The organism is Actinoplanes sp. 13 (assembly GCF_056134165.1).
Genome location: NZ_JBVYOQ010000004.1, coordinates 259,943 through 285,363, shown reverse-complemented (window position 1 = coordinate 285,363; position 25,421 = coordinate 259,943). Strand labels below are relative to the sequence as shown.

Sequence of the window (25,421 nt, the reverse complement as noted above, 5' to 3'; positions counted from 1 at the left end):
TGATGCGCTTACTCTTGTCCCGCAGCGCGGACGACCGGTCCGGATCACCATCCGAATTCACCATTCCGGACAATCCATCGGAGGGATATACCGTCGTGAAGCAGCAGCACCCTACGCCGGGGCAGGAACCGACGCCGGGCGGGCCGCAGCCGGGAGCCGGCGGGCATCGCCGGCGCAGCCCGTGGCCGCTGGTCGCCGCCGCCGCCGCGGTTCTCGCCGTCGGGGCCGCCGCGGGCGCTTTCGTCCACCAGCGCAACCAGGACCCGCCGGCCACCACGGTCGCCGAGGACATCCCGGACATCACCGCCACCACCGGCACGTCGGCGCCGCCGCCATCTGTGCAGCCCAGCCCGTCCACCTCCACCCTTTCACCCTCGGCTTCGGCGAGCCCGTCGCCGTCGCGGTCGTCGGCCGCACCACAGCGGACATCCACCCGCCCCCGCCCGCGCGGCAGTGGAGCATGCGCTCTGCCGGCCTATCCCACGGAGCAGTGCACGGGCGTGCCGGCCGGATGGTCACCGAAGAAGACAGTGGAGTCACTGACCGTCACCAAGTCGGGTGCGACCATCGAGAACTACCTCGTCACGGGCTCCATCACGGTCAAGGCGAAGAACGTCACGATCCGCAACACCCGGGTCTACGGTGGCATCAACAATTTCGTCGGCGACACCATCTACGGCCCGCTGGCCATGACCGGCGTCGAGGTCGTCAACCCGCCGGGGCAGGAGTTCACCACCAGCGGCGAGGCCGCCATCGGGGTGGCCAACTTCACCTGCAGCCGTTGCAAGATCATCAACAAGATCGAGGGGTTCCGGGCCGGCGCCGGCAACTTCGCGGGCTCCGGGCCGATCGTGATCGAGGACTCCTTCGTGCAGCTGGCCGTGGCGCCGGGGATGTGCGCCAGTGAGGATCCGCACGGTGACGGCATCCAGGGCTACGGCAGTCCGACGATCACCATCCGGCACAACACGATCGACCAGACCCGCGACGACTGTCCCACCGCGCCGATCTTCGTCCCCGACGACCAGGGCAACGCGGGCGGAGTGGTCGACGACAACCTGCTCGCCGGCGGTGGGTACTCGCTGCGGCTCACCGGCGGTGAGTGGTCGTCGGTGAGCGGCAACAAGATCGTTCAGGACACCCCGGGTTACGGACCGGTGGAGGTCACCTGCTCGCGGATCGACACCTTCGCCGACAACGCGGTCGTCACGTACGACTGGGAGACCGGGACGGTGCGGAAGGAGACCAAGAAGATCACGGAGTGCGGCTGATCCTCAGCGCATGAGGCGGTGCACCGTCGAGGTACGGACGGTGCGCCGCGGATGCGTGAACCGCCACACCGCCCCGCACAGCCCGGAGAGGGCCGCGAGGGTGAAGGCGAAGGTGGTGAACCCGAGCGAGTCGAAGGTGCCACCGACCACGATCGCCAGTACCTGCGTGGCGATCAGCGCCGCGCACAGGTGGCGGTCCTCCTCGGTCCGGGACCGGCGCAGCGCGATCGACGCGCAGACGATGCAGGTGATGTGCAGAGCGGCCAACGCGGCCACCCCGATCATCCCGCCGGTGACCAGGGTGTAGAGCCACTGGTTGTCCAGAATGATGTAAAGATCCGGGATCAGCGTGCCGGGCCCTCTGCCGAGCCACGGGCGCTGGGAGAACCAGAGTTCGATGTACTCGTAGTCCTTGGTCCGGCCCTCGATGCTGGGATCGGCGTCCACCCAGAGGAACATGGACTTCAGCGTGCCGAGCAGGCCCGGCCGGACCACGCTCATCGCGCCCATCACCGCCACGCTGATGATCAGCAGGTTGTAACGGACCCGCCAGTTCCAGGCGAGGATGAACATCAGCAGGAAGGCGACGCCGAGCGCCACCACGCCGGTCCGTGAGATGGCGACCGGGATGGCGACGGCGATGACCAGCGTGAGGCCGGCGAAGAGGGTGCGGCTGCCCCGGCTCTGCGCGAAACGGGCGAGATGCAGGCCGAACGGGACGGCCATGGCCAGGACGGTGCTGAACTCGATGTAGTGCGTGGCGGTGCCGGCGACCCGGAACAGGCCGTCGCCGCGCTGCTGGAAGTCGGCGAGATCGGACTTCAGCTCGAGGCCGGGTATCACCAGGTGCTGAGCGATGTCGTACTCGAGGACCGACTGGATCAGCCCGACGGCGGCCATGAAGGCGGCCGCCCAGACGAACACCTGGATCACCTTGCGCAGTCGCGCCCAGTTCGCGATGCCGTCGGCCGCCATCAGGATCAGCCCGATGAACTGAAAGGCGATCAGCACGTTGAACGTCTGGCCGTTGGCCTCCAGCGTCGGCAGACCGCGCAACAGCCCCGCGATGGACGACAGCAGCAGTGAGGACAGATAGAACAGGCTGGCCCAGCGCAACGGCTGCGGGCCGACCATCAGCAGTTGCGGGCTGAGCCGGGCGAGCAGCCACCAGGCGAACAGCGCGAGCGCCAGCAGCAGTGCGGGCCGGCCGGCGTAGGTCAGCGAAGGGACGATCAGCGTTGCCGGCAGCATGTACAGCAGGCAGATCAGCAGGCAGATGACGCCGGCCACGTCGAGACGCACCCGCAGGCGCCGGGAGGTGTACATCCCCGGTGCGAGCAGCGAGGGCTCGAGATCGACCGGGTGGTGAACGGTCGACGCTGTCATGGATGCTCCATCCGCGGATAGATCTAGGTGCGGCGGGTCTGGTGCGATGCCGGCAGCACGACCGTGGCATCCAGGCCGGCTTCCGCCTGCGCGTTCCCGTTGCGCCGGCGCGGCGCCGCAGGCGGCTTACGAACGTCGGGGACGCGCCGGTCGTCGGCCCGGCGATCGCCGGAGTAACCGGCGCGGTCACCCGCCGTCACCTGCGGCGGGCGGATGACCTGGGTCTGCTCGGCCGAGTCGAGCGGCTTGGGCGGCCTCGGGTCGTTCTGCCCACCGCCGCCGCCCGCACCGCCGCCGGGTGTGCCGGCACCGGTGCCGCTGCCCGCTGCGGGCTTGTCGTCGTCCGCGGCGCCCGCGGCACGCCGGCGCAGCCAGTAGTCCAAGGCGATCGTCGAAGCGGTGGTCAGCAGCAGGCCGAGACCGGCGGCGACGATCAGCACCCGCTTACGCGTGCCACTGTCCCGCTCGGGCACGCTGCCGTCGTTGATCACCAGCGTGGAGATGGTGTCCTCGGGCAGGGTCCCGTACTGCTTCTGCTTGGCGGCGATGTCGTCCTGCAGCAACTTGATGATCCGCTGCACGGTCCCGGAAGCCTGGTCCCTGGTGTCGCCCACGACCTCGATCTCGAACATGGGCGTGCGGTCGCTGAGGAGCACGGTGATGCTGTCCGAGTAACCCTCGTCGGCGAGCCGCTCCAGCGTCGTGGGGTTGGTCACGGTGAGGGCCGCGGCGTTGCCCAGCGCGGCGTAACCGAGGTCCAGCCACGGGTTCGCCGGCTTGGGCTTGGCCTTCGGGTCCGGCACCTTGCCGGCGCTGGGCGCCGGGATCAACTGCATGTAACCCATGGCCTTGTAGTCGGGCGCCACGGACCTGGCGGCCAGCACCACCGCGCCAACCGTGAGCAGCAGCATCGGCACGGCGAAGTACCACCGGCGTAGCAGCAGTCTGGTGAGGTCCCAGAGGTCCACGGTTTCCCTCTCATCAACGGAGTTGCGGTGACGACCCTGCCCGATTCTCCGGTGCGCCGTCCATCCACCACCGATCTTAGGCATCCGGCCGACCGGACCGTATCGGCGACCGCTCAGCTACATGTCCGAAAAACGACAGGTCCTTTTACGACCGTCAATATTCATCTGATTGTTGAACAAAAGAGACATTCTCACATTAACGAAGCTGGGCAATAGTGATCATGGACATGAACTGGACAGATCCGACTTGCCCAGGAACAAGACGCTCTTGATGGAACGGATGACTGATCGCCGCCCGGTCAGCCGGTTGCTCCTGGCGTGCCCGATCGAGCAATGTCTTCGACGAGTCCGGTGCTGGAACAAAGGAGACGGACGACACCATGGCCGGAAAACCGCACGTCACGATTCTCATCGCCAATTTGCCGGCGGAGCGGGATCGCCGGGTAATCCGGGAATGTCTGACTCTCGAGGAGCAGGGCTTCGAGGTGACAGTCATCGCACCGCGCGGCGACAGAAGCCTGAAAATCCTGCCCGGCAGCCGTAACACCCGGCTCAAGCCGTACCCGGTGAAGGTCTACGGCAGTGGCCTGCTCACCTTCGCGGTCGAGTTCGGCTGGTCGTTCCTCTGCATCGCGGTCCGCCTGATCGGCGAGGTGCTGGCCGGCCGGGCGCACGCCGTGCAGGTCTGCAACCCGCCGGACGTCTACTGGCCGCTCGCCCTGCTGCTGCGTGCGATCGGCCGGCCGTGGGTCTTCGACCACCACGACCTGTGCCCGGAGGTCTACATCTCCCGCGGCGACGGCGAGCCGAACAAGTGGGTCCTCAAGGCGCTCAACGTGTTCGAGTGGCTGACCCTGCGCACCGCCACCGAGGTGGTCGCCACCAACCAGTCGTTCAAGGACAACGCGGTGCGCAAGGGCGTGCACCCGGACAAGGTGACCGTGGTCCGCAACGGGCCGTCGCTGAAGGAGATCGCGGTCGACGGCGAGCCGGAGGAGCCGGTCAACCCCGACGGCCGGCACCGGATCGTCTACCTGGGTGTCTTCGGCCCGCAGGACAACGTCGAGGGCGTGGTGCTCGCCGCCGAGCAGCTCATCCGGCTGCGCGGCCGGCAGGGGTGGAAGGTGGTGCTGGCCGGTGATGGGGAGAGCATGCCGTCGGTGCGCCGCCTGATCGCCGAGCGCGAGGTCGAGGACGTGGTGGAACTGACCGGATGGCTCGACGGGCCGTCCGTCGACGCCGTGCTGCGCTCGGCCACCGTGGCGATCCAGCCCGACCTGCCGACCCGGATGAACCAGCTCTCCACCATGGCGAAGACGGTGGAGTACGTCGGCCGTGGCCTGCCGGTCGTTGCCGCCGACGGCATCGAGACCCGCCGCACGCTCGGTGACGCCGGCGCCTACGTGCCGACCGGCACGCCGGATGAATACGCGGCGGCGATCAACGAGCTGCTCGACGACCCGGACCGGCGCCGGCAGATGCGCAAGCTGGGCCGTGACCGGTTCCTCAGCCTGCTCTCCTGGGAACACCAGGCCGGGCCGTACGCCTCGGTCTTCCAGCGCCTGCTCGCCAGGCGTCTCCCCCAGCAGCCGGCCACCCCGTTCATCCCGCGCCAGCGCACCGGCGCACACGAGACCACCCCGGCGGACCAGCAGTGACAAGCATCGTCATCGCGGCGCACAACGAGGCCGCGGTCATCAGCCGCTGCCTGGACGCCCTGCTCGCCGACGCCGAGCCGGGCGAGCTGGACGTCACCGTCGTGGCCAACGGCTGCACGGACGAAACCGCTCGCATCGCGCAGACCTATCCGGTCCGCGTCCTGGACCTGCGCGAACCCGGCAAGTCGAACGCCCTCAACGCCGGTGACGCGGTCGCGGCCGGCTTTCCCAGGATCTATCTGGACGCCGACATCGTGCTGACCACCGCGGCTGTCCGCTCCCTGACCGAGGTTCTGGCCGGCGGCTCGCCCGCCGCCACGGTCGGCCGCCGGCTGGACCTCTCCGGGCGTCCCCTGCTGGTCAAGGCCTACTTCGCCGTGCACGGCCGACTGCCCGTCTTCCGCGACGGGCTGTTCGGCCGCGGCGTGGTCGCGCTCTCCGAGGAAGGCCGGTCCCGGTTCGGCCGCTTCCCCGAGCTGGTCGCCGACGACCTGTTCCTCGACTCCCAGTTCGACGCCGCGGAGAAGGCGCACGTCACCGCGTACGCGGCCGAGGTCGCCACCCCGCGCCGCACCCGCGACCTGGTCCGCCGCCTGATCCGGGTGCGTGGCGGCAACGCCGCCATGCGCGCCGCGGCCGCCCGCGGGGAGATCACCGTCCCGGTCCGCCCGGCCGCACGATCCTCGTGGCTGCGCGACGTGGTGCTGCCCCGGCCGTGGCTCTACCCGGCCGCGGTCTGCTACGTCGGCATCACCGTGCTGGCCGCGGTGCAGGCCCGCCGCGCCGGCGACGGCGGCGCCGCGTGGGGACGCGACGAATCCTCCCGAGTCCCGGCGAGCCGATAGGAAGCCATGCAGAACGGCGACATCATCAACATCTGCTTCCACGGCATCGGGAAGCCGCAGCGCGACCTCGAGCTCGGTGAGGACCGGTACTGGATCACCGAGGACCTGTTCCACGCCGTCCTCGACGAGATCCGCACCTGGCCGTCGGTCCGGATCAGCTTCGACGACGGCAACAACTCGGACATCGAGATCGGCATGCCCGCGCTCCTCGATCGCGGGCTGACCGCCGACTTCTTCGTGCTCTCCCAGCGCCTCGAGACCGACGGCAGCCTCGACGCCGACGCGGTCCGGGAACTGCACCGCAACGGCATGCGCATCGGCACCCACGGCATGTGGCACCGCCCCTGGCGCGGCATGGACGACGCCACCGCGCGCGATGAGCTGGTCGTCGCCCGCGACCGGCTCTCCGCGGTCGCCGGCGTGCCGGTCGACCAAGCCGCGTGCCCGCTCGGCAGGTACGACCGTGAGCTGCTCAGCCGGATGCGCAAGCTGAATTACACCCGGGTCTTCACCAGCGACCGCCGCCGCGCCCGCGCCGACGCGTGGTTGCAGCCGCGCTACAGCGTCCGCTGCGACGACACGGTCGGGTCGCTCAAGACCGAGGCCCTGATCGGTCCGGGCGTGCTGACGCGCCTCAAACTCGAGGCGGTCGGCATGGCCAAGCGCCTTCGCTGACCGCGTTGCCGTTCCGGCATCGCCTGACATGTTCCGACATCCGGTCGACCGACCGGCCGTTCCGGCCATTCACCGCGGACGGCAGGATGATGCGGTGAAATTTGAGGAGGACAAGGTGGACAGCGCGACCGAGACTGTCGCAGTCGTCACCGTGATGTACAACAGCGAGCCATTGATGGCGGACTTCCTCGCGTCGCTCGCACCGGGGCTGGAAGGCGTCAACTGGCACCTGACCGCCGCCGACAACGCCTCTGCCGACGATTCGGTGGGGGTGGTGCGGCGACTGGCACCCGACGCCACGGTCGTCGAAATGGGACGCAATGCCGGATATGCGGCGGGCATCAACGCCGCTGTGGAGAAGGCCGGCCCGTTCACCGCCGTCCTGGTCCTGAACCCGGACGTCCGCCTCACGCCCGGCTGCGTGCGCGCGCTGCTCGGCGTCCTGCGCACCGACGGCACCGGCATCGCCGTGCCCCTGCTCACCGATGGGGACGGCGCGCTCATCCACACGATGCGCCGCGAGCCCGCGGTCCGCCGCGTCCTCGGCGACGCTGTGCTCGGCGCGGTCCGCGCCGGCCGGTACTCCGCGCTCGGCGAGATGGTGACCGACGAGGCTCTCTACAGCACCGAGACCGTGACCGACTGGGCGGAGGGCTCCACGGTTCTGATCAGCGCCGACTGCTGGAACCGCTTGGCGCCGTGGGACGAGTCGTTCTTCCTCTACTCCGAGGAGACCGATTTCGCCCTGCGCGCCCGGGACGCCGGCCTGGCCACCCGATTCACCCCGGCGGCCCGCGCCGTACACCTGGAGGGCGACTCCAAGGTGTCACCGGCGCTGTGGACCCTGCTCACGTTGAACAAGGTGCGCCTGTACCGGCGCCGGCACAACGCGGTGCTGGGCACCGCGTTCTGGGCGGCCCTGCTGCTCCGGGAGGCGAGCCGCGCCGCGATCGGCAAGGTTCCCAGCCGGCTGGCCACGCGCGCCCTGCTCAGCCCGGCCCGCCTCCGGGAGACTCCGGGCCCGCACACCGTCCAGCGCGACGCGGCAAGGGCCTGATCGCCGGTACGCGGCCCACCGGGTGGGCGCATCGAACGCATCCTTCGCGCCCACCCGGGGCGGTCAGCGCAGCAACGCGGGCATCGCCTCGGCCAGCATGGGGCGCCACGCCCCGAGGGGAGCGACACCGGCCGTGGCCCACCGCTCGTGGCCGAGCACGCTGTACGCGGGGCGCCGAGCCGGCCGCACGAAGCGGTCGCTGGTCGTGGGTCGTACCCGCGCGGGGTCGAGCCCTGCCTCTGCGAACACAGCGCGAGCCAGGCCGAACCACGTCGTCGAACCGGCCGACGTCCCGTGATAGGCCCCCGGAGCGGCCCGCCCCGCACTGACCGCCTCACCCAGCGCCACCAGCTGCCGCGCAAGCGCGAACGACCACGTCGGCGGTCCCTGCTGGTCGTCCACCACGTCGAGGGTGTCCCGCTCGGACGCCAGTCGCAGCATCGTCCGCACGAAGTTCGGCCCGTGCTCGCCATAGAGCCACGCGGTCCGCACCACCGATCCCCCGGACGACAGCACAGCCGTCTCTCCCAGCGCCTTTCCCCGGCCGTAGGCGTTGATCGGCGCGTGCGGCGCATCCTCCGGGTAGGGCGTGGTCGCAGTGCCGTCGAAGACGTAATCGGTCGAGATGTGGATCAATCGCTTGCCCGCGGCGGCGGCGAGGTGGCGCACGGCGTGGCCGTTGACCGCGGTCGCGGCCTCCTCGTCGGACTCGGCGCCGTCCACATTCGTCCAGGCCGCGGCATTGATCACGATATCCGCGCCGGCGACGGCGTCAGCCACCGCGAGCGGGTCCGTGATGTCCAGGCCGGCGCGGGTCAGGGCGGTGACGTCCGCCCCCGCGAGCACCGCCTGGAGATCGCGGCCGAGCATCCCGCCGGCCCCGGTGACCAGCCAGCGCATCAGAGGCCGGCCCGGCTCTTGAGCGGCTCCCACCACGCGCGGTTGTCGCGGTACCACGCGACGGTCGACGCCAGCCCGGCATCCAGAGTGATCTGCGGAGCGTAACCGAGCTCCTCGCCGATCTTCGTGATGTCCAGAGAGTAACGACGATCGTGGCCCTTGCGGTCGGCGACCGGCCGCACCATGTCCCAGCCGGCGCCGCACGCCTCGAGCAGCCGCCCGGTGAGCTCCTTGTTGGTCAGCTCGGTGCCGCCGCCGATGTTGTACACCTCGCCTGACCTGCCCTTTTCCAGCACCATCTGGATGCCCCGGCAGTGGTCGGCGACGTGCAGCCAGTCCCGCACGTTACCGCCGTCGCCATAGAGCGGGACCGGCTTGCCGTCGAGCAGGTTCGTCACGAAGAGCGGGATCACCTTCTCCGGGAACTGGTACGGGCCGTAGTTGTTGGAACAGCGCGTGACCACAACGTCCATACCGTGCGTGCGGTGGGCGGCCAGGGCCAGCAGGTCGGAGCCGGCCTTGGAGGCGGCGTACGGCGAGTTGGGCGACAGCGGCCACTCCTCGGTCCACGAGCCTTCGGCGATCGAGCCGTAGACCTCGTCGGTGGAGACGTGGACGAATCGCCCGACTCCCGCGGCCCGGGACGCGTCGAGCAGCGCCTGGGTGCCGAGCACATTCGTGGTGACGAACGGCATGGCGCCGGAAATGGAGCGATCCACGTGGGACTCGGCGGCGAAATGCACCACGGCGTCATGTCCGGGAAGCAGTTCCCGCAACAGGTCCGAATCGGAAATGTCGCCCTGCACGAATCGGAGTCGAGGATCCGACACCGGAAGATTCTCCCGATTTCCCGAATAGGACAACAGATCCAGAACGGTCACCGAGGCACCGACCGCACCCGCGTAATCGTCCTGGAGCAGGGCTCTGACGTAGGTGGACCCGATGAAACCGGCACCGCCGGTCACTAAAATCTGCACGAGTGGCGAGTGTAGAGGCTTGCCGCCCAAGATTAGGGTCGCCCGGTGCGCGGAATTCTTTTGGCCGGTGGGACCGGCTCGAGGCTCTGGCCGATCACCATGGCCATGTCCAAACAGCTCATGCCGATCTTCGACAAGCCTATGGTCTACTACCCGCTCACCACCCTGGTGTCGGCCGGGATCCGGGAGATCCTGGTGATCACCACGCCCGAGGACCAGCCGCACTTCCAGCGGCTTCTCGGTGATGGGAGCCGGTTCGGGCTGGCCCTGTCGTACGCGGCGCAGCCCCGGCCGGAGGGCATCGCCCAGGCGTTCCGGATCGGCGCCGACTTCATCGGCGACGAGCCGGTCGCGCTGATCCTCGGCGACAACATCTTCCACGGCGTCGGCCTGGGCCGGCAGCTCGCGCGGTTCGCCTCGCCCGGCGGCGGGCGGGTTTTCGCCTACCCGGTGGCGGACCCGGAGCGGTACGGCGTGGTCGAGTTCGACAAATCCGGCAAGGTGCGGTCCATCGAGGAGAAGCCGGAAGAGCCCAAATCCCGCTATGTCGTGCCGGGCCTCTACTTCTACGACGCCGATGTGGTCCAGATCGCCGACAAGCTGCAGCCCAGCGCGCGCGGCGAGTTGGAGATCACCGCGGTCAACGAGGAGTATCTGCGGCAGGGCCGGCTGGACGTGACCGTCCTGGATCGCGGGACGGTGTGGCTCGACACCGGGACCTTCCAGTCGATGGTGCAGGCTTCGGAATACGTGCGCGTGATCGAGGAGCGTCAGGGTTTGAAGATCGGATGCGTGGAGGAGGCGGCGTGGCGGCTCGGCTTCATCTCCGACGAGCAGTTGCGTGAGCTGGCCGTTCCACTGCTGAAGAGCGGGTACGGGCAGTACCTGGTCCAGTTGCTGGACGAGGAGGCCCGGTGAAGATCCGGCCGCTGACCATCGAGGGCGCGTTCGAGGTCACCCCGGTGCAGCACGGCGACGCCCGCGGCGCCTTCCTCGAGTGGTACAGGTTCGACGCCCTGGCGGACGCCGTCGGCCACCCGCTCAACCTGGCCCAGGCGAACCTCTCCACCTCGGCGCGGGACGTGGTGCGGGGCGTCCACTTCGCCGACGTGCCTCCCGGCCAGGCGAAATATGTGACCTGCGTGTCCGGTGCGGTGCTCGACGTGATCGTGGACATCCGGGTCGGCTCGCCGACGTTCGGCGCCTGGGAGGCGGTCCGGCTCGACGACACCGACCGGCGGGCGGTCTACCTCGCCGAGGGCCTCGGGCACGGCTTCTGCGCGCTCACCGAGGGCGCCACGGTGGCCTACCTCTGCTCGTCCACCTACCGTCCCGGCCACGAGCACGGCATCCACCCGCTGGACCCGGAGCTCGGCATCGACTGGCCGGTCGCCGCACCGCTGCTCTCCGGCAAGGACGGCGTGGCGCCGACCCTGGCCGAGGCGCGCGCGGCGGGGCTGCTGCCCCGTCACGACGAGTGCCGGACGTGGGCGAAATCGCTTCAGTCGCGATGATTACAATAGACACTTTCTAATGGACATTGACGCGCCCCCATTTCGTGTAGTAGGCGCCCGGTCACGCATCGCAGTTGACCTGCGCGAATCTGGTTGGTCCGATCTGCATGCTCTGCACCTTTTAGTTCCGGGCATCAGCCGAAACGGCAAACGGAGGGAACGTAAAGGTGTAGCGCTGGAGGGGCACAGTTCAGCAGTCTGTCCTGAGTGTCCCGTGGGTGCCAGCGCGGGACAGATTTTCCGGAGCAGAGTTTCAGTCGGTCCGGCATCCGGACCTGGGTGGCCGCGGTCGATGACGGGGGCGAGGCGTGCAGACAACCGAACAAGTGGCGACCCTGGACCTCAGCGAGGCAGCGCTGCAGCTCAAGACCAGGACGCGGGCCAGTGAGGCCCGCGCCGGGTGGCAGGGCCGATACGCGAGGAACCTGTACCTCCTCGACTTCGCGGTGGGCCTCGCGGCGGCGTCGGCCGGCCTGATCCTGCGCTTCGGCCCGGCCAGCGGCCAGCCCCATATGCGCGAGTACTTATTGTTGACTTTGTTATTCCCGGTCGCCTGGATGGCGTGCCTGGCGGTCAACCGGGCTTATGAGCCGCGTCACCTGTTCGTCGGCAGCGACGAGTACGCCCGGGTATTCCGATCAGGATTGGCGCTCACCGCCGGAGTGGCAATTGTTTCCTTCGCGTTCGATCTGCGTTTGGCCCGGGGGTACGTGCTGATCGCCATGCCCCTGGCGATCATCGTGGATCTGGCCGCGCGGTACGTGTACCGGCAGAGCCTGCACCGCTCGTGGGCGCACGGCGACCGGCTGCACCGGGTGATCCTGGTCGGTCACGAACGCGCGGTCATCGACATGACCCGGCGGCTGCGCAACGAGCGGTACCACGGTCTCGGCGTGATCGGCGCCTGCCTGCCGCCCGGCGTCACCCGGACCCGGCTCACCCCGGGCCTGCCGCCGGTCTACGGCACCTTCGACGGGGTCGCCTCCGCCGTCACCCGGTCCGACGCGGACACCGTCGTCGTGCTGGCCTGCCCGGAGATCGACGGCGCGGCCCTGCGCCGCCTGGCCTGGCAACTGGAACGCGACGAGATCGACCTGATCGTGGCGAGCACGCTCGTCGACGTGGCCGGCGACCGCACCACCATCCGCCCGGTCGACGGCCTGCCGATGCTGCACGTCGAGCACCCCAAGCTCAAGGGCAGCGCCCGGATCATCAAGACCGTCTTCGACCGGCTCGGCGCGCTGTTCCTGCTCATCCTCACCGCTCCGCTGCTGCTCGTCCTCGCCGGCCTGGTGATGTTCGGGCCCGGCGGCCGCGGCCCGGCGATCTTCAGTCAGGAACGGGTCGGCAAGGACGGCCGGCCGTTCATGCTCTACAAGTTCCGCACCATGGTGGTCGACGCCGAGGCCCGCCTCCAGGAGCTGGAGCAGCACAACGAGAACGACGGCCTGTTCAAGATCCGTAAAGATCCGCGGATCACGCCGATCGGCAAGTGGCTGCGCCGGTTCTCCCTCGACGAGCTGCCCCAGCTGGTCAACGTTCTCAAGGGCGACATGTCGCTGGTCGGCCCGCGCCCGCCGCTGGCCCGCGAGGTGGCCGGTTACCCGTCCGACATGCTCCGCCGGCTCGTCGTCAAGCCCGGCCTCACCGGCCTGTGGCAGGTGTCCGGCCGCTCCGACCTGTCCTGGGAGGAGTCGATCCGGCTCGACCTCACCTACGTCGAGAACTGGTCGCTCGCCATGGACGTCGCGATCCTGTTCCGTACCGTCAGCGCGGTCGTCCGCAGCTCGGGAGCCTACTGATGACCCTTCCCCGCCTCACCGTGATCGGCACCGGCTATCTCGGCGCCACCCACGCGATCTGCATGGCCGTGATGGGCTACGAGGTGATCGGCGTCGACGTCGACCCGGTCAAGATCCGCAAGCTGAACGCCGGCGAGGTGCCGTTCTTCGAGCCCGGCCTGCCCGAGCTGCTCACCAAGGCGCTCGAGTCCGGCCGGCTGCGGTTCACCACCGACTTCGCCGAGGCGGGCGAGTTCGGCGACGTCCACTTCGTCTGCGTCGGCACCCCCCAGCAGGAGGGGTCGGAAGCCGCCGACCTGAGATATGTGGACGCCGCCATCACCTCACTCGCCGCCCACCTGCGCCGCCGCGCCCTGGTCGTCGGCAAGTCCACCGTCCCGGTCGGCACCGCCGCCCGGCTCGCGGGTGTGCTGCGCGAGCTGGCGCCCGCCGGTGACCAGATCGAACTCGCCTGGAACCCGGAGTTCCTCCGCGAGGGCTTCGCCGTCGACGACACCATGAAACCGGACCGGATGGTCTTCGGCGTCACCTCCGGCTGGGCCGAGGAACAGCTGCGCGCCGCGTTCCGCCCGGTGCTCGAGCAGGGCGTGCCCGTCAAGGTCACCGACCTGCAGACCGCCGAGCTGGTCAAGGTCGCCGCCAACTCGTTCCTGGCCACCAAGATCTCCTACATCAACGCGATGGCCGAGATCTGCGAGGCCACCGGCGCCGACGTGCACGACCTGGCCGAGGCCCTCGCCTACGACGAGCGGATCGGCGGCAAGTTCCTGCGCCCCGGCCTCGGCTTCGGCGGCGGCTGCCTGCCCAAGGACATCCGCGCCTTCGCCCACCGCGCCGAGGAGCTCGGCGTCGGCCAGGCGGTCGGCTTCCTCCGCGAGATCGACGGCATCAACCGCCGCCGCCGCGCCCGCACCGTCGACCTGGTCGTCGAACTCTGCGGCGGCGATGTCGCCGGCAAGCGCATCGCCGCCCTCGGCGCCGCCTTCAAACCCAACTCCGACGACATCCGCGACGCCCCCGCTCTCGACGTGGCCGCCACCCTGCGCGCCATGGGCGCCGACGTCGTCGTCTACGACCCCGCCGCCATGGACAACGCCCGCCGCGTCCACCCGCAGCTCGAATACGCCACCGGCGCCCTCGACGCCGCCCGCGGCGCTGACGTCGTCGTCCTGCTCACCGAGTGGAACGAATTCCGCGACATCGAACCCTCCGCGATGGCCGCGGTGGTCACCGACCGCAAGATCGTCGACGGCCGGCACGCCCTGGTCCCGGCCCACTGGCGCGCCGCCGGCTGGGAATACCGCGCCCTCGGCCGCCCCTGACGCCGCTCCCCTCCCCACCCACCCTCAGCGTGTGAAGTTGCGGCTCGATACGCACCCCAACTTCACACACAGGACGACAGCACCTTTCTTGTACGCGTCACCCGCGTCCCCGCCACGGCCACGGGGTGCCGCCTGCTCCCCGCGACCGGCTGCCTGGGCACGGCTTTGCCGCGACCGCCGGGCTGAGCTGCCCACTCACCCACCTGAGGTGCCGCCACCAAGCCACTCAGCCGGCACTGACGCCGCCAGAACGGCCCGGGATCATGCGCAACCCCGGCCCGCCGACCCCGGCCGGCAGTCACGCAACAAAAACGGCCTGGGATCATGCATGACGGCCGGCCCGAACACTCGACCGGCGCGCCCATCCCCGTGATTGCCGCCCGAGCGCGCCCCGGGACGGCGATGATGATCACCGGAGCAGCAGGAGAGCCGCGGAAGTGAGCACCGTGACCACCGAACCGCCCGAGGCCGCACCGGGCCCGCCCGACGCGATGCCCCAGCACGGCGACCGCGTGCACGCCGGCCGCGAGCAGCCACCGCACCGCGAGCTCCCCGAGCACGGCGAGTGGGTGCGGGCCGGCCGCAAGGAACTCGTCCGGCGCAACGGCAAGGCCGCCTCCGACGGCCGCCTGGCCGCGGCGCTCGGTGCCGCCCAGCAGGATCCGGAGGTCCTGCACGAGCTGATGGAGGACCTGAACAACTTCATGATGGTCTACCGCTTCGGGCTCGCGGAGATCAACACGAAGATCACCATCCTGGCCGAGGAGTTGACGCACCGCGGGCGCGGCAACCCGATCGAGCACGTCAGCCCGCGCCTGAAGACACCGGCGAGTCTGACGGCCAAGGCACGGCGGCTGGGCTGCCCGCTGACCTTCGACGATCTGCGGGCGCGGATCCGGGACATCGCCGGCATCCGGATCGTGTGCAGTTTCGTCTCCGACGTCTACACGGTGGCGGAGATGCTCACCCGCCAGCCGGACGTCAACCTCGTCGCGACCAAGGACTACATCACGCGGCCGAAGATGAACGGCTACCGCAGCCTGCACCTGATCGTGGAGATCCCGGTCTTCATGTCGGACCGGGTCGTGGCGGTGCCGGTCGAGGTGCAGCTGCGCACGGTGGCGATGGATTTCTGGGCCAGCCTGGAGCACAAGATCTATTACAAGCACGATCCCGAGGTTCCGGCGGCGCTGCGACGGGAGCTGGTCGAGGCCGCGGAGGACGCCGCGCGGCTGGACCAGAAGATGGAGCGCCTGCACCGGGAGATCCACGGGCCCCGGCGCTGAGACGGCCGCCCCGGTCCCCCACGGACCGGGACGGCCTCGGCATCAGCCCGCGATGCCGCCGAAACACGTCTCAACGAGAAAGCGTCTCACCTGGTTAAGACGGATCAACCCTCGATGCCGTGCACCGGCGGGACCGTCAAGGTGCGTTCGGCCGCCGTGCCGCCCAGGATGATCTCGCGCAACGACGAGTTGTTCTTGGTGTCCAGCTCGGCGAGCTTCTTGTCCGGGTTCGCCAGCGTCTGGATGTAGTACGTGCCGTTCGGCAGATCGGTGATCTCGAACGACTGGCCGGGACGGTCCTGGCTGTACGTGTCGCCGTTGCCGATGTCGAGCACCTCACGCACCGCCACCGTGGTGTTCGCGCCGCACGAGGTCTCCAGGCTGGTGTTCTCCGGGCGCCACTTCGCGCCGGGGATCGTGAAGTCCACCGCGTCCGTGTTGGCCAGGCAGAACGACTCCTTGCCGCTGCGCACGGCGAGTTTCTGGTCCGACGTCAGCAGGTTGTACTGCGCGAAGTCGGTGAAGTGCCAGTGGAAGTGGCCCTCCCGCGGGTCCCACTCCATGGTGCCCGCCTGCTTCGACCCGACCTGGTTGCCCTTGGCGTCGAAGAAGTACTGGTAGGCGTCCATCAGCTCGGTGCCGGTGCGGCGGAAGCCGTCGACGAGCAGCGGGGACGTGCCGGCGTTCCACACCGTGGCGCCGAAGTTCACGTACTGCTTGCCGTCCTCCTCCGAGAGCGAGATCCCCCACGCGGGCAGCGACTTGAGGTCGGGCTTCGGTCCGGCCGGGACCGCCTTCACGGTGGTGGGCCGCTTGGCCGGGGCGCGGAACTCGGGCAGGCGCGACGACACCTGACGGCTCGCGTCGCCCTGACCGGCGTGCAGGGCATGCTCGTCCGGCAGCGGCGGCACCGCCGCCCGGTCCTCGACCGCGTCCGCCTTCAGCGCGCGGGCCAGGCCCTTCTCGCCGGTCTCACCGTCGACCACGGTCAGGCCGACGGTCGCCGACGCGTTCGCCTCCGGGATGCCGAACATCGACCGGTAGGCCGGGTTCACCGTGGCCCTGGCCGTGTACTCGCCGTTCGGCAGGTCGAACGACGGGTTCTTCTCGTCATAGGCGGGCTGGTCCGGCACCTGGGCGTTCCACCCGGCCTGGATGCCCCACACCGCACCGAGCGTGAACGGGTTGTAGCCGCCGCACCCGGTCGGGTACGGGCTGGTCGCCGGAGCGTCCGGCCGGGTCCGCGCCGAGGAGTAGCTGTTGCCGCAGAACGCGGTCGAGTACTCCTTGACCGTCTTGCCCGCCCCGTCGGCGATGGTGATCGTGACGAAGTCCTTGAGGCCGTAGAAGTCGGCGACCATGCCGGCCGGCAGGGCCACCTTCGTCTTCTTGCCGTTCTTGACGACCGTCCGCTCCGCGACGATCGGCTTGTCGTAGCCGGCGCGCTTCGCCCAGATCTCGAACGGGTCCTTGCCGGCGATGACGTGCAGGCCGAGGTCGAAGGAGAGCCACACTTCGCCGTCGTACTCGTACCGTTCCGCGGTGACCGCGTTGGTCGCGGCCACGAACGAGAGCGGCGGCGGGGTCGCGGCCGCCTGGGCCACACCCACCCCTACCGCGGTGAGCACCAGCGCGCCGGTCACCGCGCCCGCGGTGAGCAGCCGGGTGCGACGACGGTTCGTCGGGTCAGTCATGTGTTCCTTCCGGTCGGGCGGCCGGCGGGGGTCCGGCCGATGCCGGAGTCATCCAAATAGGACGCCTGTGAAGATCCTGTGAAGGCGGCGCGCGATGGCACGAATCGGGGAGATCAAGAAGGGCCGATGAAGGGCACGCCGGGTGCGGCCCGGAGCGGTCACCACCAGACCTCGGGGGTACGACCTGAGCACCCGCCCCGCCCTCCCGGTAGCGTGACGCACCGTGACTGTGCTGCGCTCCCTGCTGCTGTTCGCCCTGGCCGCGCTCGCCGAGATCGGCGGCGCCTGGCTGATCTGGCAGGGCTGGCGGGAGAACCGCGGCCTGTGGTGGATCGCCGGCGGCGTGCTGGCGCTCGGCGCCTACGGCTTCGTCGCCACCTTTCAGCCGGACCCGAACTTCGGCCGCATCCTGGCCGCCTACGGTGGTGTCTTCGTCGCCGGCTCGCTGGCCTGGGGCATGGTGGTGGACCGTTTCCGCCCGGACCGCTGGGACCTGATCGGCGCCGCCGTCTGCCTCGCCGGCGTGGCGATCATCATGTACGCCCCCCGCTCCCCCGCCTGACCCTCATCGCCTCCACGAGACAGCCGGCCGCTCCCGGCCGGCCCCCGAGCTGCCGCATGAGCCCTGGAACAGCTCCGGGAGCCGGCCGAGCAGCCGGGTCAGGGGAGGTAGCGGACCTCGGGGAAGGCCGGGTTCGGCCCGTCGAGCAGCCGGCTCCGCCTCCGCCGCAGGTGCCGATCGAAGAAAGCCAGCGGATAGGCCTGCTGGACCCGCACCGCGCGCACCGGATCGAAGGTCCCCACCCAGCCGGCCAGCTCCTCGTCGCTCATCCCGGTGGCCTTCGCCAGTTGCGGGATAAGCCACTGATGATCGATGTACGACCTGTGCACCGCCGCGTCGACGTGCACATTGAGCCGCCACCCGGTCAGGTGGTACGCCCAGACGTCTGCGACGCTCGGCGACGCGGCCCGGCTGTGCTCCGACGTCATCAGCATGAACGGCCGGTCCACCGCCACGATCGGCGGATCGCACTCGAGGGGCCCGTCCAGGCTGAGCCCCGCCCGCACCCGCCGGTCCTGGTTCATCACCAGCGCGGTGGACGTGGCGCCCTTGGACCAGCCGAACATCCCCACCCGCCGCAGGTCCAGCACCGCGCCCAGATCGTCCGGCAGCCGGCGCCGCCCGGCATCCGGGTTGCGCCCGGCGGCCAGGTCCTCGATCCGGTCGAGAACGAACCGGTCGTCGGCCGCCGCGTCCCACGGCGTGAACGGATCCTCGGTGGGCAGGCTCAGCCGCCCGTCCGGGAACTGGCTGTATCCGTCGTCGGTGTGATCCACCGTGACCACCACGTATCCGTGGCTGACGAGCTCCTGGACCACGATGGTCGCTTCGCGGCGGCAACCGTTGTTGCCGTGCGAATAGAGGATCACCGGCACCCGACCGAGCCCGCGCCGTACCGGAGCGCCCACCCGGCCGGACGTGGCGGGCGGCGCCACGAGGTCGAGATCGCTGGCCAGGAGCAGTTCCCGCAGCGGTGCGGCAGGCAGCCACGGCGCCACCGGGTGACGCGAGCTGCCCCCGGCGGCGGGGTACCAGACGTCGGCCATCAGCTCGCGCCCGTCGCGCGCCTCGTCGATCAGATGCAGCGGAACGATGCCGACCCGGTGCGGTCCGGTCGGCCGGGGCAGCCTGATCCGTACCGGACGGGAGGCTGTGGGAGCCGCCCGCCCCTGGCCGGCGCCGACCAGGGGCGCCGCGGCTCCGGCAGCCAGGACGGCGGTCAGGAGGGTCCGGCGGTGGAGAGCAGTATTGATTGTCATGCCAACAGGTTTCCACCACAAACAGTTTGGCGCCAGCCCCCATATTGACCGGAAAGACAGCGACCGGTGCCGGACATGGGTAAGGGTGGACCTTGTGAACCTGGACGACCGCCGGGCGCGGTTCGAGGCCGCGGCGCCGTCGGTGATCGATGCCGTCCGCCGGTTCCTCGCCCGGCGGACGGATCCGGCGACTGCCGACGACGTGCTCTCGGAGACCCTCCTCGTCTGCTGGCGGCGCATCGACGAGATGCCCGGCGATCACCTGCCGTGGGCGTACGGCATCGCCCGTCTCTGCCTGGCCAACGCCGACCGTGGCCGCCGTCGCCGAGCCCGGCTGATCACCCGGATCGGCCTGCTCGACCCGCCACCCGCGGTGACTGAGGGTCCCGCCCTGCCCGACGACGAACTCGGCGCCGCCCTCGCGGCGCTGCGACCGGAGGACGCCGAACTGCTGCGCCTCTGGGCGTGGGAGGACCTCGCGCCCGGGCGGATCGCGGTGGCGCTCGGCATCTCCGCCAACGCCGCCCACCTCCGGCTGCACCGGGCCAAGCAGCGGCTCCGCGAGCAGCTGCGAAAGACCGGCGCGCCGGCAGGACATGAGAAGTCGAGAGAAGGGGGCCGACCGTGACCGACGACGACCTGCGCGCCCGTCTGCGCCGCACGGATCCGGCCAGATCGCTTCCCGCACTCCCTGAGGACCGGGCCGAGACCTTGATGGAGCATGCCATGACCGACACCGCCGCACCCCGCGCGGGAACCACCACTGCCCGGCGGCCGGCGCTCGCCCTCGCCGCCGTCGTCGTCTTCATCGCCGCCGGGCTCGGCTGGGCGCTGACCCGGCCGTCCGCGCCTTCCTCCCCGCCGTTGACCCCGCCGGCGGTCCCGCCGTTGGCGACCGCGCAGGGCCGCACGGTCGACCTGACCGTCGCCGGTGGCGCCGACGCCAAATGCGCCGATCCCGAACCGGAGCGACTGCGGACCGGTACCGACTTCGCCTTCGCCGGCACGGTCACCGGGATCGCCGGCGACACGGTCACGCTGACCGTGACCCGGGTGTACCGGGGCGCCCCGGCGAGTCGCGTCACCGTCACCCAGACCGACGAGGCCACCGAGCGACTGCTGGGCGCGACACGGTTCCGCGACGGCGCGAACTATCTGATCGCCTCCGCCGACGGAGAAGTGCTGATCTGCGGATACACCGGGGCGGCCGACACACCGCAACTGATCGAGCTCTATGAGCGGGCTTTCTGAGCGGGCGGCACCTTGTTACCGTCCGGTACGTGACGAGAGCTCTGGTTCTGGGTGGCGGCGGCGTCACCGGCATCGCGTGGGAGTTGGGTGTGCTCCGCGGCCTCGAGAAGGCCGGGATCCCGCTGCGGGACGCCGACGTGGTCATCGGCACGTCGGCCGGCTCGGTGGTGGGCACCATCGTGGCCGCCGGCCACGACCTCGGCGCGGCGGTCGCCTTCCAGGAACAGCAGGCCGACCCACCCCGGGCGGGCGGCGCGAGCAGCGGCGACAACGTCAGCCGCGCGATGCAGGCGTTCGCGGTGCTCGCCGACCGGTCCGTGCCCCCGCGGGAGGCACGCCGCAGGGTCGGCGCCTACGCACTCGGCGCGACCACCACCGGCGAGGACCGCTACGTCAGCCGGATGGGCGCTCTGCTGCCGGTCCGCGACTGGCCCGAACGCGACCTGCGCATCGTCGTGGTGGACACCGCCGACGGTGCGGACGTGGTGCTCGACGCGGCCTCCGGGGCTCCGCTGGAGCGGGCAGTGGCCGCCAGCTGCGCCGTTCCCGGCCTCATGCCGCCGGTGACCATCGGGGATCGGCGGTACATGGACGGTGGGGTCCGCCTGGGCGCCGGGGCGGATCTGGCCGTCGGCGCCGAGCGGCTCGTGGTGATCGCCCCGATGGCGGCGCTGAACCGGGACCGGGTCCGCGGGGAGATGGCCGCCACCGGGGCGGGCCGGAGCCTGTTGATCGAGCCGGATGAGGCGGCTGCCGAGGCGATCGGCCTGAACTTCATGGATCCGTCACGGCGGGCGCCGTCGGTGCGGGCCGGTCTGCGCCAGGGTGAGGAGCTGGCCGAGGCGGTCCGGGCCGTCTGGGAGGCCTAGGTTTGCGCGGGGCCGCCGGCCGGCTCCGCGCTGCCGGCCGTGGCGTGCGGCTGGACGGACAGCTGCGCTGCCGCCGGTGCCGGTGCGGTGGCGCGGGTGAGGATGCCGACGGCGGCCATCAGGCTCGCGGCGCCGATCAGGATCAGGACCAGGGTGTAGTCGCCGGTGGCGGTGAGCAGTGCCGCGGCGGCGAGGGGAGCGCCCGCCTTGGCGAGGGTGACCGGGGTGGCCAGGGCGCCGGCGATGCCGGCGTAAGCGGTGGTGCCGTAGCGGTCGGCCAGCAGCTGCGGGGTGGCGAGGCTGGAGATGCCGAAGCCGAGCCCGAACGCGGTGACGGCGAGGATCGCCCCGGGGCGGCTGCCCGCGACCAGGGGCAGGCCGAGTGCGGCGGCGGCCTGCAGGGCGAAGACGGCGGCGACCACGCGGTGCAGGCGGAGCCGGCGTCCGGTGGCGGTGAGCAGGAGCCGGCCGGTCACGGACAGGACGCCGAGCAGGCCGGCGATGGTCGCGGCGAAGGTGGCCGGGTGGCCGCGGCTGACCAGGTAGCCGACCAGGTGGACGGTCATGGCGGTCATCGCGGCGGCGTGCGCGACGAATCCGGTGGCCAGCCACCAGAACCGGCTGTCGCGGATCGCCGCCCGGATCAGCGTCCGGCGCAGCGCGGAATCCCCACGCCGGGTCCTCCGGGAGGGCGCCGGTGGGCGGCGGACGACGAGCAGGTGCAGCGGTACGGCAACGGTCGCGTACAGCGTCGCGAGCAGCACCAGGGTGGTGCGCCAGCCGTACCGGTCGGTCAGCCCGCCGGTCAGGGGCAGAAAGATGGTGCTGGCGAAACCGGCGACGACGATCATGCCGAGGATCGCCCGCGGCCGCCGGGTGGCGTCGAACCAGGAGACGAGCACCGCGGTGGCGGCCTCGTAGAGCGCCATCGCCATCGCCACACCGAGCCCGGCGAAGATCAGGTACAGCTGCCAGGTCGTACGGACCTGCGACCAGGCCACCAGCATGGCGGCGCCGAGGATCGTGCCGGTGGCCATCAGGGCGCGGCCGCCATGCTGGTCGAGCCACTTGCCGACCGGGACGGCAGCCGTGGCCTGGGCGAGGATCGCTGTGGTGAACGCCCCGGTCACCACCGCCGGCGACGTGCGCAGATCGGCGGCGACCGGGTGGAGCAGGACGGCGAAGGCGTAGTAGAGGCTGCCGTACCCGATGGTCTGCGTGACGGCGAAGGCGGCGACGATCCACCAGCCGTGGAACACCCGCCGGCCGCGGCCGGCAGCCGGCGGATCCATGGTGCCCACCGGGTCAGCAACAGGAGCCGGCCTGGCCCTCGACGGGCTTCTCGCCGAGGGTGATCAGGTTCAGCGGGGCAGTGAGCAGCCCACCCGAGATGCCGGTGGCGAGCCCGCGCCCGGCCGGTTCCGCGGCGGGGGCGCCGCAGCAGCCGCCGCCGGCGGCGATGATGTCATCGCCGGCGACCGGGTTGCTGTTGCACACCCCGGTCTCCGGCAGGTCCAGCCGCACGTCCCGCGCCGCGTCCCAGTCCCCGGCCAGGGCCGCGACCACCGAGCGGGCCTGCTCGTAACCGGTGGCCAGCAGGAACGTCGGCGCGCGGCCGTAGCTCTTGACGCCGATGGCGAAGTAGCCGGGCTCCGGGTGGGTGAGCTCGTCGATGCCGTGCGGCGGAACCGTGCCGCAGGAGTGCTCGTTGGGGTCGATCAGCGGGGCGAGGGCCCGGGTGGAGCCCAGGATCGGGTCCAGGTCCAGGCGCAGCTCACCGGTGATCGCGTGGTCCGGCCGGAACCCGGTCGCCGACACGATCCGGTCGACCACGACCGTCCGCTCGCCGTCGGACACGGCCACCCGCTCGCCGTCGACGACGACGCTCTCCACCGGGAAACCGGTGAGCAGCGTGATGGTGCCGTTCTCGACGTGTTCGCGCAGCCGGGACCCGAGTGCCCCGCGGGCCGGCAACGCGTCAGCCGCCTCGCCGCCATAGGTGCGGGCCGGGCTGGTCGCCCGGATCGCCCAGCTCACGATGGTGCCGGGGGCCTGCTCGGCCAGCTCGGCCAGGGCCAGCAGCGTGTTGGCGGCGGAGTGCCCGGCGCCGACGACCAGGGCGTGTTTTCCGGCGAACCGGTTTCGGTCACGGCCGAGCACGTCCGGCAGCGCCGACTCGACGAACCGGGCCGCGGCGACCTCGCCGTGTGCGGGGATCCCGGACGCGCCGAGCCAGTTCGGCCGCCCCCAGGTGCCGGAGGCGTCGATGACGGCCTGGGCGAGGACGTCCGCGCCGTCGGCGAGGCGGACCAGGTAGGGGGTCTGCTCACGGCCGAGGCTGCGCACCCGGTCGAGGCCGAGCCGGGTCACGGCGGCGACCCGGGCGCCGTACCGGACATGGGGTTTGATCGTGGGAAGGTCGGCCAGCGGCTGCAGGTAGTCGGCGGCGAGCTGGGCGCCGGTGGGCAGCTTGTCGTCGTCGGGACGCACCCAGCCGGCGTCGGCCAGCAGCCGGGCTGCGGCCGGGTCGATGTTGAACCGCCACGGCGAGAACAGCCGCACGTGCCCCCACGCCCGGACCGCGGCGGCGGGTTCGTCGCCCGCTTCGAGAACCAGGAACGGCAGGCCGCGTTCGGTCAGCTGCGCGGCGGCGGCGAGGCCGACCGGCCCGGCGCCGATGACCACGACGGGCAGTTCGGGGAAGTTGCTGGTCACGAGAGATGACTCCTGTCGGGGAAGGGGCGTGCGGGTCTGCCGGGGAATGTCAGCGCGGCAGGCCGAGCGGCTGCCAGTGGGTGCGGGACTGCTCGTAGTGGCGCTCGGCGCGCTGGGCGGCGGTGGTGACCTCGGCGCAGCCGTCGCAGAAGCGGACGCCCTCGGCGGCACGGGTGCGGCGGGTGAGGAACCGGAACATGGCAACTCCTTCATGTTGTCTCGACGTCCGTTGAAGTAGACGTTTCTCGAAACAGAGAGTTGCACGTTGTTTTGATGGATGTCAACCTAGACGCATGACAAAACAAGCCGGGTCGCTCACCCTGCTCGACCTCGACGCCGAGACGCCGTGCTGCCCTCCCCTCGCGCAGCAGGCGGTTCCCGCGGAGACCGCCGCCCTGCTGGCGCCGGCGTTCAAGGCGCTCGGCGACCCGGTGCGGCTGCGGCTGATGTCGATGATCGCGTCCGCCCCCGAGGGTGAGGCGTGCGTCTGTGACCTGACGCCGGCGTTCGAGCTGTCCGGGCCGACCATCTCGCACCACCTCAAGACGCTGCGCGAAGCCGGCCTGGTCGACGCCGAACGCCGCGGCACCTGGGTCTATTACCGGCCGCGGCCCGGCATCATGCGCCAGCTCGCCGCCCTGCTCACGGTGGGCTGACGCGCCGGGGTTGCGCGGACAGGAAAGCTCAGCAATCATTGAGTCAATGAAGGCTGAGACGTCGTCGCTGGCAGCGCGGGCCCGGGTGCACGCCGCCCTCGGCGAACCCGCCCGCCTCGCGATCGTCGACGCGCTCACCCTCGGCGACGCCTCCCCCGGTGAGATCGCCGCCGACCTCGACATGCCCACCAACCTCGTCGCCCACCACGTCAAGGTCCTGGAGGAGGCCGGGCTGCTCGTCCGGACCCGGTCCGAGGGCGACCGCCGCCGCACCTACCTGCGGCTGGTGCCGGGCGTGCTGTCGTCGCTGACCGCGCCACGGCTGGACAGTGCCGACCGGGTGGTGTTCGTCTGCACCCGCAACTCCGCCCGCTCCCAGCTCGCCGCGGCCCTCTGGCGGCACCGCATCGGCGGCGACGTCGCGTCGGCCGGCACGCTCCCGGCGCAGCGGGTCCACCCCCGGGCGGTCCGGGTCGCCCACGAGCACGGTCTGGCCCTGGACCCGGCCGGCACCAGCCACGTCGACGACGTGGTCCACGACGGCGACCTGATCATCGCCGTCTGCGACAGCGCCCACGAGAACCTCACCGGCCCGATCCGGCCGCGGCTGCACTGGTCCGTGCCCGACCCGGCCCGCGTCGACACCGACGAGGCGTTCGAGGCCACCTACACCGACCTGGCCGACCGCATCGACCGGATCGCGCCCGCCCTCGACCCGGGAGCCGACCGTGGCACCGGCTGAACCCACGTCCAC

At 70.9% G+C, this 25,421-nt stretch carries 25 protein-coding genes; 16 read left to right on the top strand and 9 right to left on the bottom strand.

Going from position 1 to position 25,421, the window contains the following annotated elements:
* Positions 1-95: 95 nt before the first annotated feature.
* A complete protein-coding gene (locus AC0NH5_RS11700; RefSeq protein WP_474402697.1) occupies positions 96-1,271 on the top strand; it encodes a right-handed parallel beta-helix repeat-containing protein in 1,176 nt (391 codons plus the stop codon).
* Positions 1,272-1,274: 3 nt separating this feature from the next.
* On the opposite strand, the gene AC0NH5_RS11695 is transcribed toward AC0NH5_RS11700, so the two are convergent.
* Positions 1,275-2,657 carry an O-antigen ligase family protein gene (locus AC0NH5_RS11695; RefSeq protein ID WP_474402696.1) on the bottom strand — a complete coding sequence of 461 codons (1,383 nt, stop codon included), beginning with the start codon at positions 2,655-2,657 and terminating at the stop codon, positions 1,275-1,277.
* A gap of 23 nt (positions 2,658-2,680) precedes the next feature.
* Positions 2,681-3,625 carry a hypothetical protein gene (locus tag AC0NH5_RS11690; protein WP_474402695.1) on the bottom strand — a complete coding sequence of 315 codons (945 nt, stop codon included), beginning with the start codon at positions 3,623-3,625 and terminating at the stop codon, positions 2,681-2,683.
* Positions 3,626-4,005: 380 nt separating this feature from the next.
* On the opposite strand from AC0NH5_RS11690, the gene AC0NH5_RS11685 reads away from it, so the two are divergent.
* The 4 genes from AC0NH5_RS11685 to AC0NH5_RS11670 all read left to right on the top strand — a co-directional run bounded on the left by AC0NH5_RS11685 (position 4,006) and on the right by AC0NH5_RS11670 (position 7,860).
* A complete protein-coding gene (locus AC0NH5_RS11685; RefSeq protein ID WP_474402694.1) occupies positions 4,006-5,283 on the top strand; it encodes a glycosyltransferase family 4 protein in 1,278 nt (425 codons plus the stop codon).
* The gene (locus tag AC0NH5_RS11680) at positions 5,280-6,128 is read left to right on the top strand and encodes a glycosyltransferase family 2 protein (protein ID WP_474402693.1); all 849 of its coding nucleotides are present in this window, start codon (positions 5,280-5,282) and stop codon (positions 6,126-6,128) included. The genes AC0NH5_RS11685 and AC0NH5_RS11680 overlap by 4 nt, the downstream gene beginning before the upstream one ends.
* Positions 6,129-6,134: 6 nt before the next feature.
* Positions 6,135-6,803, top strand: coding sequence for a polysaccharide deacetylase family protein (locus AC0NH5_RS11675; protein WP_474402692.1), 669 nt, complete (start codon positions 6,135-6,137; stop codon positions 6,801-6,803).
* A gap of 94 nt (positions 6,804-6,897) precedes the next feature.
* A complete protein-coding gene (locus AC0NH5_RS11670) occupies positions 6,898-7,860 on the top strand; it encodes a glycosyltransferase family 2 protein (protein ID WP_474402691.1) in 963 nt (320 codons plus the stop codon).
* 63 nt (positions 7,861-7,923) lie between these two features.
* Here AC0NH5_RS11670 and rfbD read toward each other — a convergent pair whose 3' ends face one another.
* Together rfbD and rfbB are read right to left on the bottom strand one after the other, a co-directional pair.
* On the bottom strand, positions 7,924-8,760 hold the full coding sequence (rfbD, locus tag AC0NH5_RS11665; RefSeq protein WP_474402690.1) for a dTDP-4-dehydrorhamnose reductase: 837 nt from the start codon (positions 8,758-8,760) through the stop codon (positions 7,924-7,926).
* Complete coding sequence (gene rfbB / locus AC0NH5_RS11660) at positions 8,760-9,737, bottom strand: dTDP-glucose 4,6-dehydratase (protein ID WP_474402953.1); 978 nt, start codon at positions 9,735-9,737, stop codon at positions 8,760-8,762. The genes rfbD and rfbB overlap by 1 nt, the downstream gene beginning before the upstream one ends.
* 45 nt (positions 9,738-9,782) lie before the next feature.
* On the opposite strand from rfbB, the gene rfbA reads away from it, so the two are divergent.
* The 5 genes from rfbA to AC0NH5_RS11635 all read left to right on the top strand — a co-directional run bounded on the left by rfbA (position 9,783) and on the right by AC0NH5_RS11635 (position 15,661).
* Positions 9,783-10,655: a glucose-1-phosphate thymidylyltransferase RfbA gene (gene rfbA, locus AC0NH5_RS11655; protein ID WP_474402689.1), complete on the top strand. Its 873-nt coding sequence runs from the start codon at positions 9,783-9,785 to the stop codon at positions 10,653-10,655.
* Positions 10,652-11,251 carry a dTDP-4-dehydrorhamnose 3,5-epimerase family protein gene (locus AC0NH5_RS11650; protein ID WP_474402688.1) on the top strand — a complete coding sequence of 200 codons (600 nt, stop codon included), beginning with the start codon at positions 10,652-10,654 and terminating at the stop codon, positions 11,249-11,251. Before rfbA ends, AC0NH5_RS11650 begins: the two co-directional genes overlap by 4 nt.
* A gap of 326 nt (positions 11,252-11,577) precedes the next feature.
* Positions 11,578-13,053 (top strand): sugar transferase, encoded by a 1,476-nt coding sequence (locus AC0NH5_RS11645; protein WP_474402687.1) that lies wholly within the window; start codon positions 11,578-11,580, stop codon positions 13,051-13,053.
* Positions 13,053-14,375 (top strand): UDP-glucose dehydrogenase family protein, encoded by a 1,323-nt coding sequence (locus AC0NH5_RS11640; RefSeq protein WP_474402686.1) that lies wholly within the window; start codon positions 13,053-13,055, stop codon positions 14,373-14,375. The genes AC0NH5_RS11645 and AC0NH5_RS11640 overlap by 1 nt, the downstream gene beginning before the upstream one ends.
* A gap of 446 nt (positions 14,376-14,821) precedes the next feature.
* Entirely contained in the window at positions 14,822-15,661 is an 840-nt protein-coding gene (locus AC0NH5_RS11635) for a GTP pyrophosphokinase (RefSeq protein ID WP_474402685.1), read from the top strand.
* Between the two features lie 104 nt (positions 15,662-15,765).
* Here AC0NH5_RS11635 and AC0NH5_RS11630 read toward each other — a convergent pair whose 3' ends face one another.
* Positions 15,766-17,355 (bottom strand): lysyl oxidase family protein, encoded by a 1,590-nt coding sequence (locus AC0NH5_RS11630; protein ID WP_474402684.1) that lies wholly within the window; start codon positions 17,353-17,355, stop codon positions 15,766-15,768.
* A gap of 223 nt (positions 17,356-17,578) precedes the next feature.
* Between AC0NH5_RS11630 and AC0NH5_RS11625 the strand changes: the two genes are divergently transcribed.
* Entirely contained in the window at positions 17,579-17,917 is a 339-nt protein-coding gene (locus AC0NH5_RS11625; protein WP_474402683.1) for a YnfA family protein, read from the top strand.
* 98 nt (positions 17,918-18,015) lie between these two features.
* On the opposite strand, the gene AC0NH5_RS11620 is transcribed toward AC0NH5_RS11625, so the two are convergent.
* Positions 18,016-19,176 (bottom strand): alpha/beta hydrolase family protein, encoded by a 1,161-nt coding sequence (locus AC0NH5_RS11620; RefSeq protein WP_474402682.1) that lies wholly within the window; start codon positions 19,174-19,176, stop codon positions 18,016-18,018.
* Between the two features lie 94 nt (positions 19,177-19,270).
* On the opposite strand from AC0NH5_RS11620, the gene AC0NH5_RS11615 reads away from it, so the two are divergent.
* The 3 genes from AC0NH5_RS11615 to AC0NH5_RS11605 are packed head-to-tail and all read left to right on the top strand — an operon-like array spanning position 19,271 to position 21,296.
* Complete coding sequence (locus AC0NH5_RS11615; RefSeq protein WP_474402679.1) at positions 19,271-19,804, top strand: RNA polymerase sigma factor; 534 nt, start codon at positions 19,271-19,273, stop codon at positions 19,802-19,804.
* The gene (locus AC0NH5_RS11610) at positions 19,801-20,427 is read left to right on the top strand and encodes a hypothetical protein (RefSeq protein WP_474402677.1); all 627 of its coding nucleotides are present in this window, start codon (positions 19,801-19,803) and stop codon (positions 20,425-20,427) included. Before AC0NH5_RS11615 ends, AC0NH5_RS11610 begins: the two co-directional genes overlap by 4 nt.
* Before the next feature lie 29 nt (positions 20,428-20,456).
* The gene (locus tag AC0NH5_RS11605) at positions 20,457-21,296 is read left to right on the top strand and encodes a patatin-like phospholipase family protein (RefSeq protein WP_474402676.1); all 840 of its coding nucleotides are present in this window, start codon (positions 20,457-20,459) and stop codon (positions 21,294-21,296) included.
* Here the strand turns inward: AC0NH5_RS11605 and AC0NH5_RS11600 are convergent.
* Genes AC0NH5_RS11600 through AC0NH5_RS11590 form a run of 3 tightly spaced genes read right to left on the bottom strand, consistent with a single transcriptional unit; the run spans position 21,293 to position 24,210 of the window.
* Positions 21,293-22,588: an MFS transporter gene (locus tag AC0NH5_RS11600; RefSeq protein ID WP_474402675.1), complete on the bottom strand. Its 1,296-nt coding sequence runs from the start codon at positions 22,586-22,588 to the stop codon at positions 21,293-21,295. The two genes, AC0NH5_RS11605 and AC0NH5_RS11600, sit on opposite strands and share 4 nt — an antisense overlap.
* A gap of 13 nt (positions 22,589-22,601) precedes the next feature.
* Complete coding sequence (locus tag AC0NH5_RS11595; protein WP_474402673.1) at positions 22,602-24,011, bottom strand: NAD(P)-binding domain-containing protein; 1,410 nt, start codon at positions 24,009-24,011, stop codon at positions 22,602-22,604.
* 49 nt (positions 24,012-24,060) lie between these two features.
* Positions 24,061-24,210: a hypothetical protein gene (locus AC0NH5_RS11590; RefSeq protein ID WP_474402671.1), complete on the bottom strand. Its 150-nt coding sequence runs from the start codon at positions 24,208-24,210 to the stop codon at positions 24,061-24,063.
* 94 nt (positions 24,211-24,304) lie between these two features.
* Here AC0NH5_RS11590 and AC0NH5_RS11585 point away from each other — a divergent pair, with 94 nt between their 5' ends.
* Together AC0NH5_RS11585 and AC0NH5_RS11580 are read left to right on the top strand one after the other, a co-directional pair.
* The gene (locus AC0NH5_RS11585) at positions 24,305-24,667 is read left to right on the top strand and encodes an ArsR/SmtB family transcription factor (protein ID WP_474402669.1); all 363 of its coding nucleotides are present in this window, start codon (positions 24,305-24,307) and stop codon (positions 24,665-24,667) included.
* 46 nt (positions 24,668-24,713) lie between these two features.
* A complete protein-coding gene (locus AC0NH5_RS11580; RefSeq protein WP_474402668.1) occupies positions 24,714-25,409 on the top strand; it encodes an arsenate reductase/protein-tyrosine-phosphatase family protein in 696 nt (231 codons plus the stop codon).
* Positions 25,410-25,421: the final 12 nt, after the last annotated feature.

Excerpts from the sequence above, each read along its gene's own strand:
- AC0NH5_RS11695 (WP_474402696.1), bottom strand. The coding sequence starts at position 2,657 with ATGACAGCGTCGACCGTTCACCACCCGGTCGATCTCGAGCCCTCGCTG.
- AC0NH5_RS11600 (WP_474402675.1), bottom strand. The coding sequence starts at position 22,588 with ATGGATCCGCCGGCTGCCGGCCGCGGCCGGCGGGTGTTCCACGGCTGG.
- rfbD (WP_474402690.1), bottom strand. The coding sequence starts at position 8,760 with ATGCGCTGGCTGGTCACCGGGGCCGGCGGGATGCTCGGCCGCGATCTC.
- AC0NH5_RS11620 (WP_474402682.1), bottom strand. The coding sequence starts at position 19,176 with ATGACAATCAATACTGCTCTCCACCGCCGGACCCTCCTGACCGCCGTC.
- AC0NH5_RS11585 (WP_474402669.1), top strand. The coding sequence starts at position 24,305 with ATGACAAAACAAGCCGGGTCGCTCACCCTGCTCGACCTCGACGCCGAG.
- AC0NH5_RS11590 (WP_474402671.1), bottom strand. The coding sequence starts at position 24,210 with ATGTTCCGGTTCCTCACCCGCCGCACCCGTGCCGCCGAGGGCGTCCGC.
- AC0NH5_RS11630 (WP_474402684.1), bottom strand. The coding sequence starts at position 17,355 with ATGACTGACCCGACGAACCGTCGTCGCACCCGGCTGCTCACCGCGGGC.
- AC0NH5_RS11675 (WP_474402692.1), top strand. The coding sequence starts at position 6,135 with ATGCAGAACGGCGACATCATCAACATCTGCTTCCACGGCATCGGGAAG.
- AC0NH5_RS11685 (WP_474402694.1), top strand. The coding sequence starts at position 4,006 with ATGGCCGGAAAACCGCACGTCACGATTCTCATCGCCAATTTGCCGGCG.
- AC0NH5_RS11640 (WP_474402686.1), top strand. The coding sequence starts at position 13,053 with ATGACCCTTCCCCGCCTCACCGTGATCGGCACCGGCTATCTCGGCGCC.
- AC0NH5_RS11580 (WP_474402668.1), top strand. The coding sequence starts at position 24,714 with ATGAAGGCTGAGACGTCGTCGCTGGCAGCGCGGGCCCGGGTGCACGCC.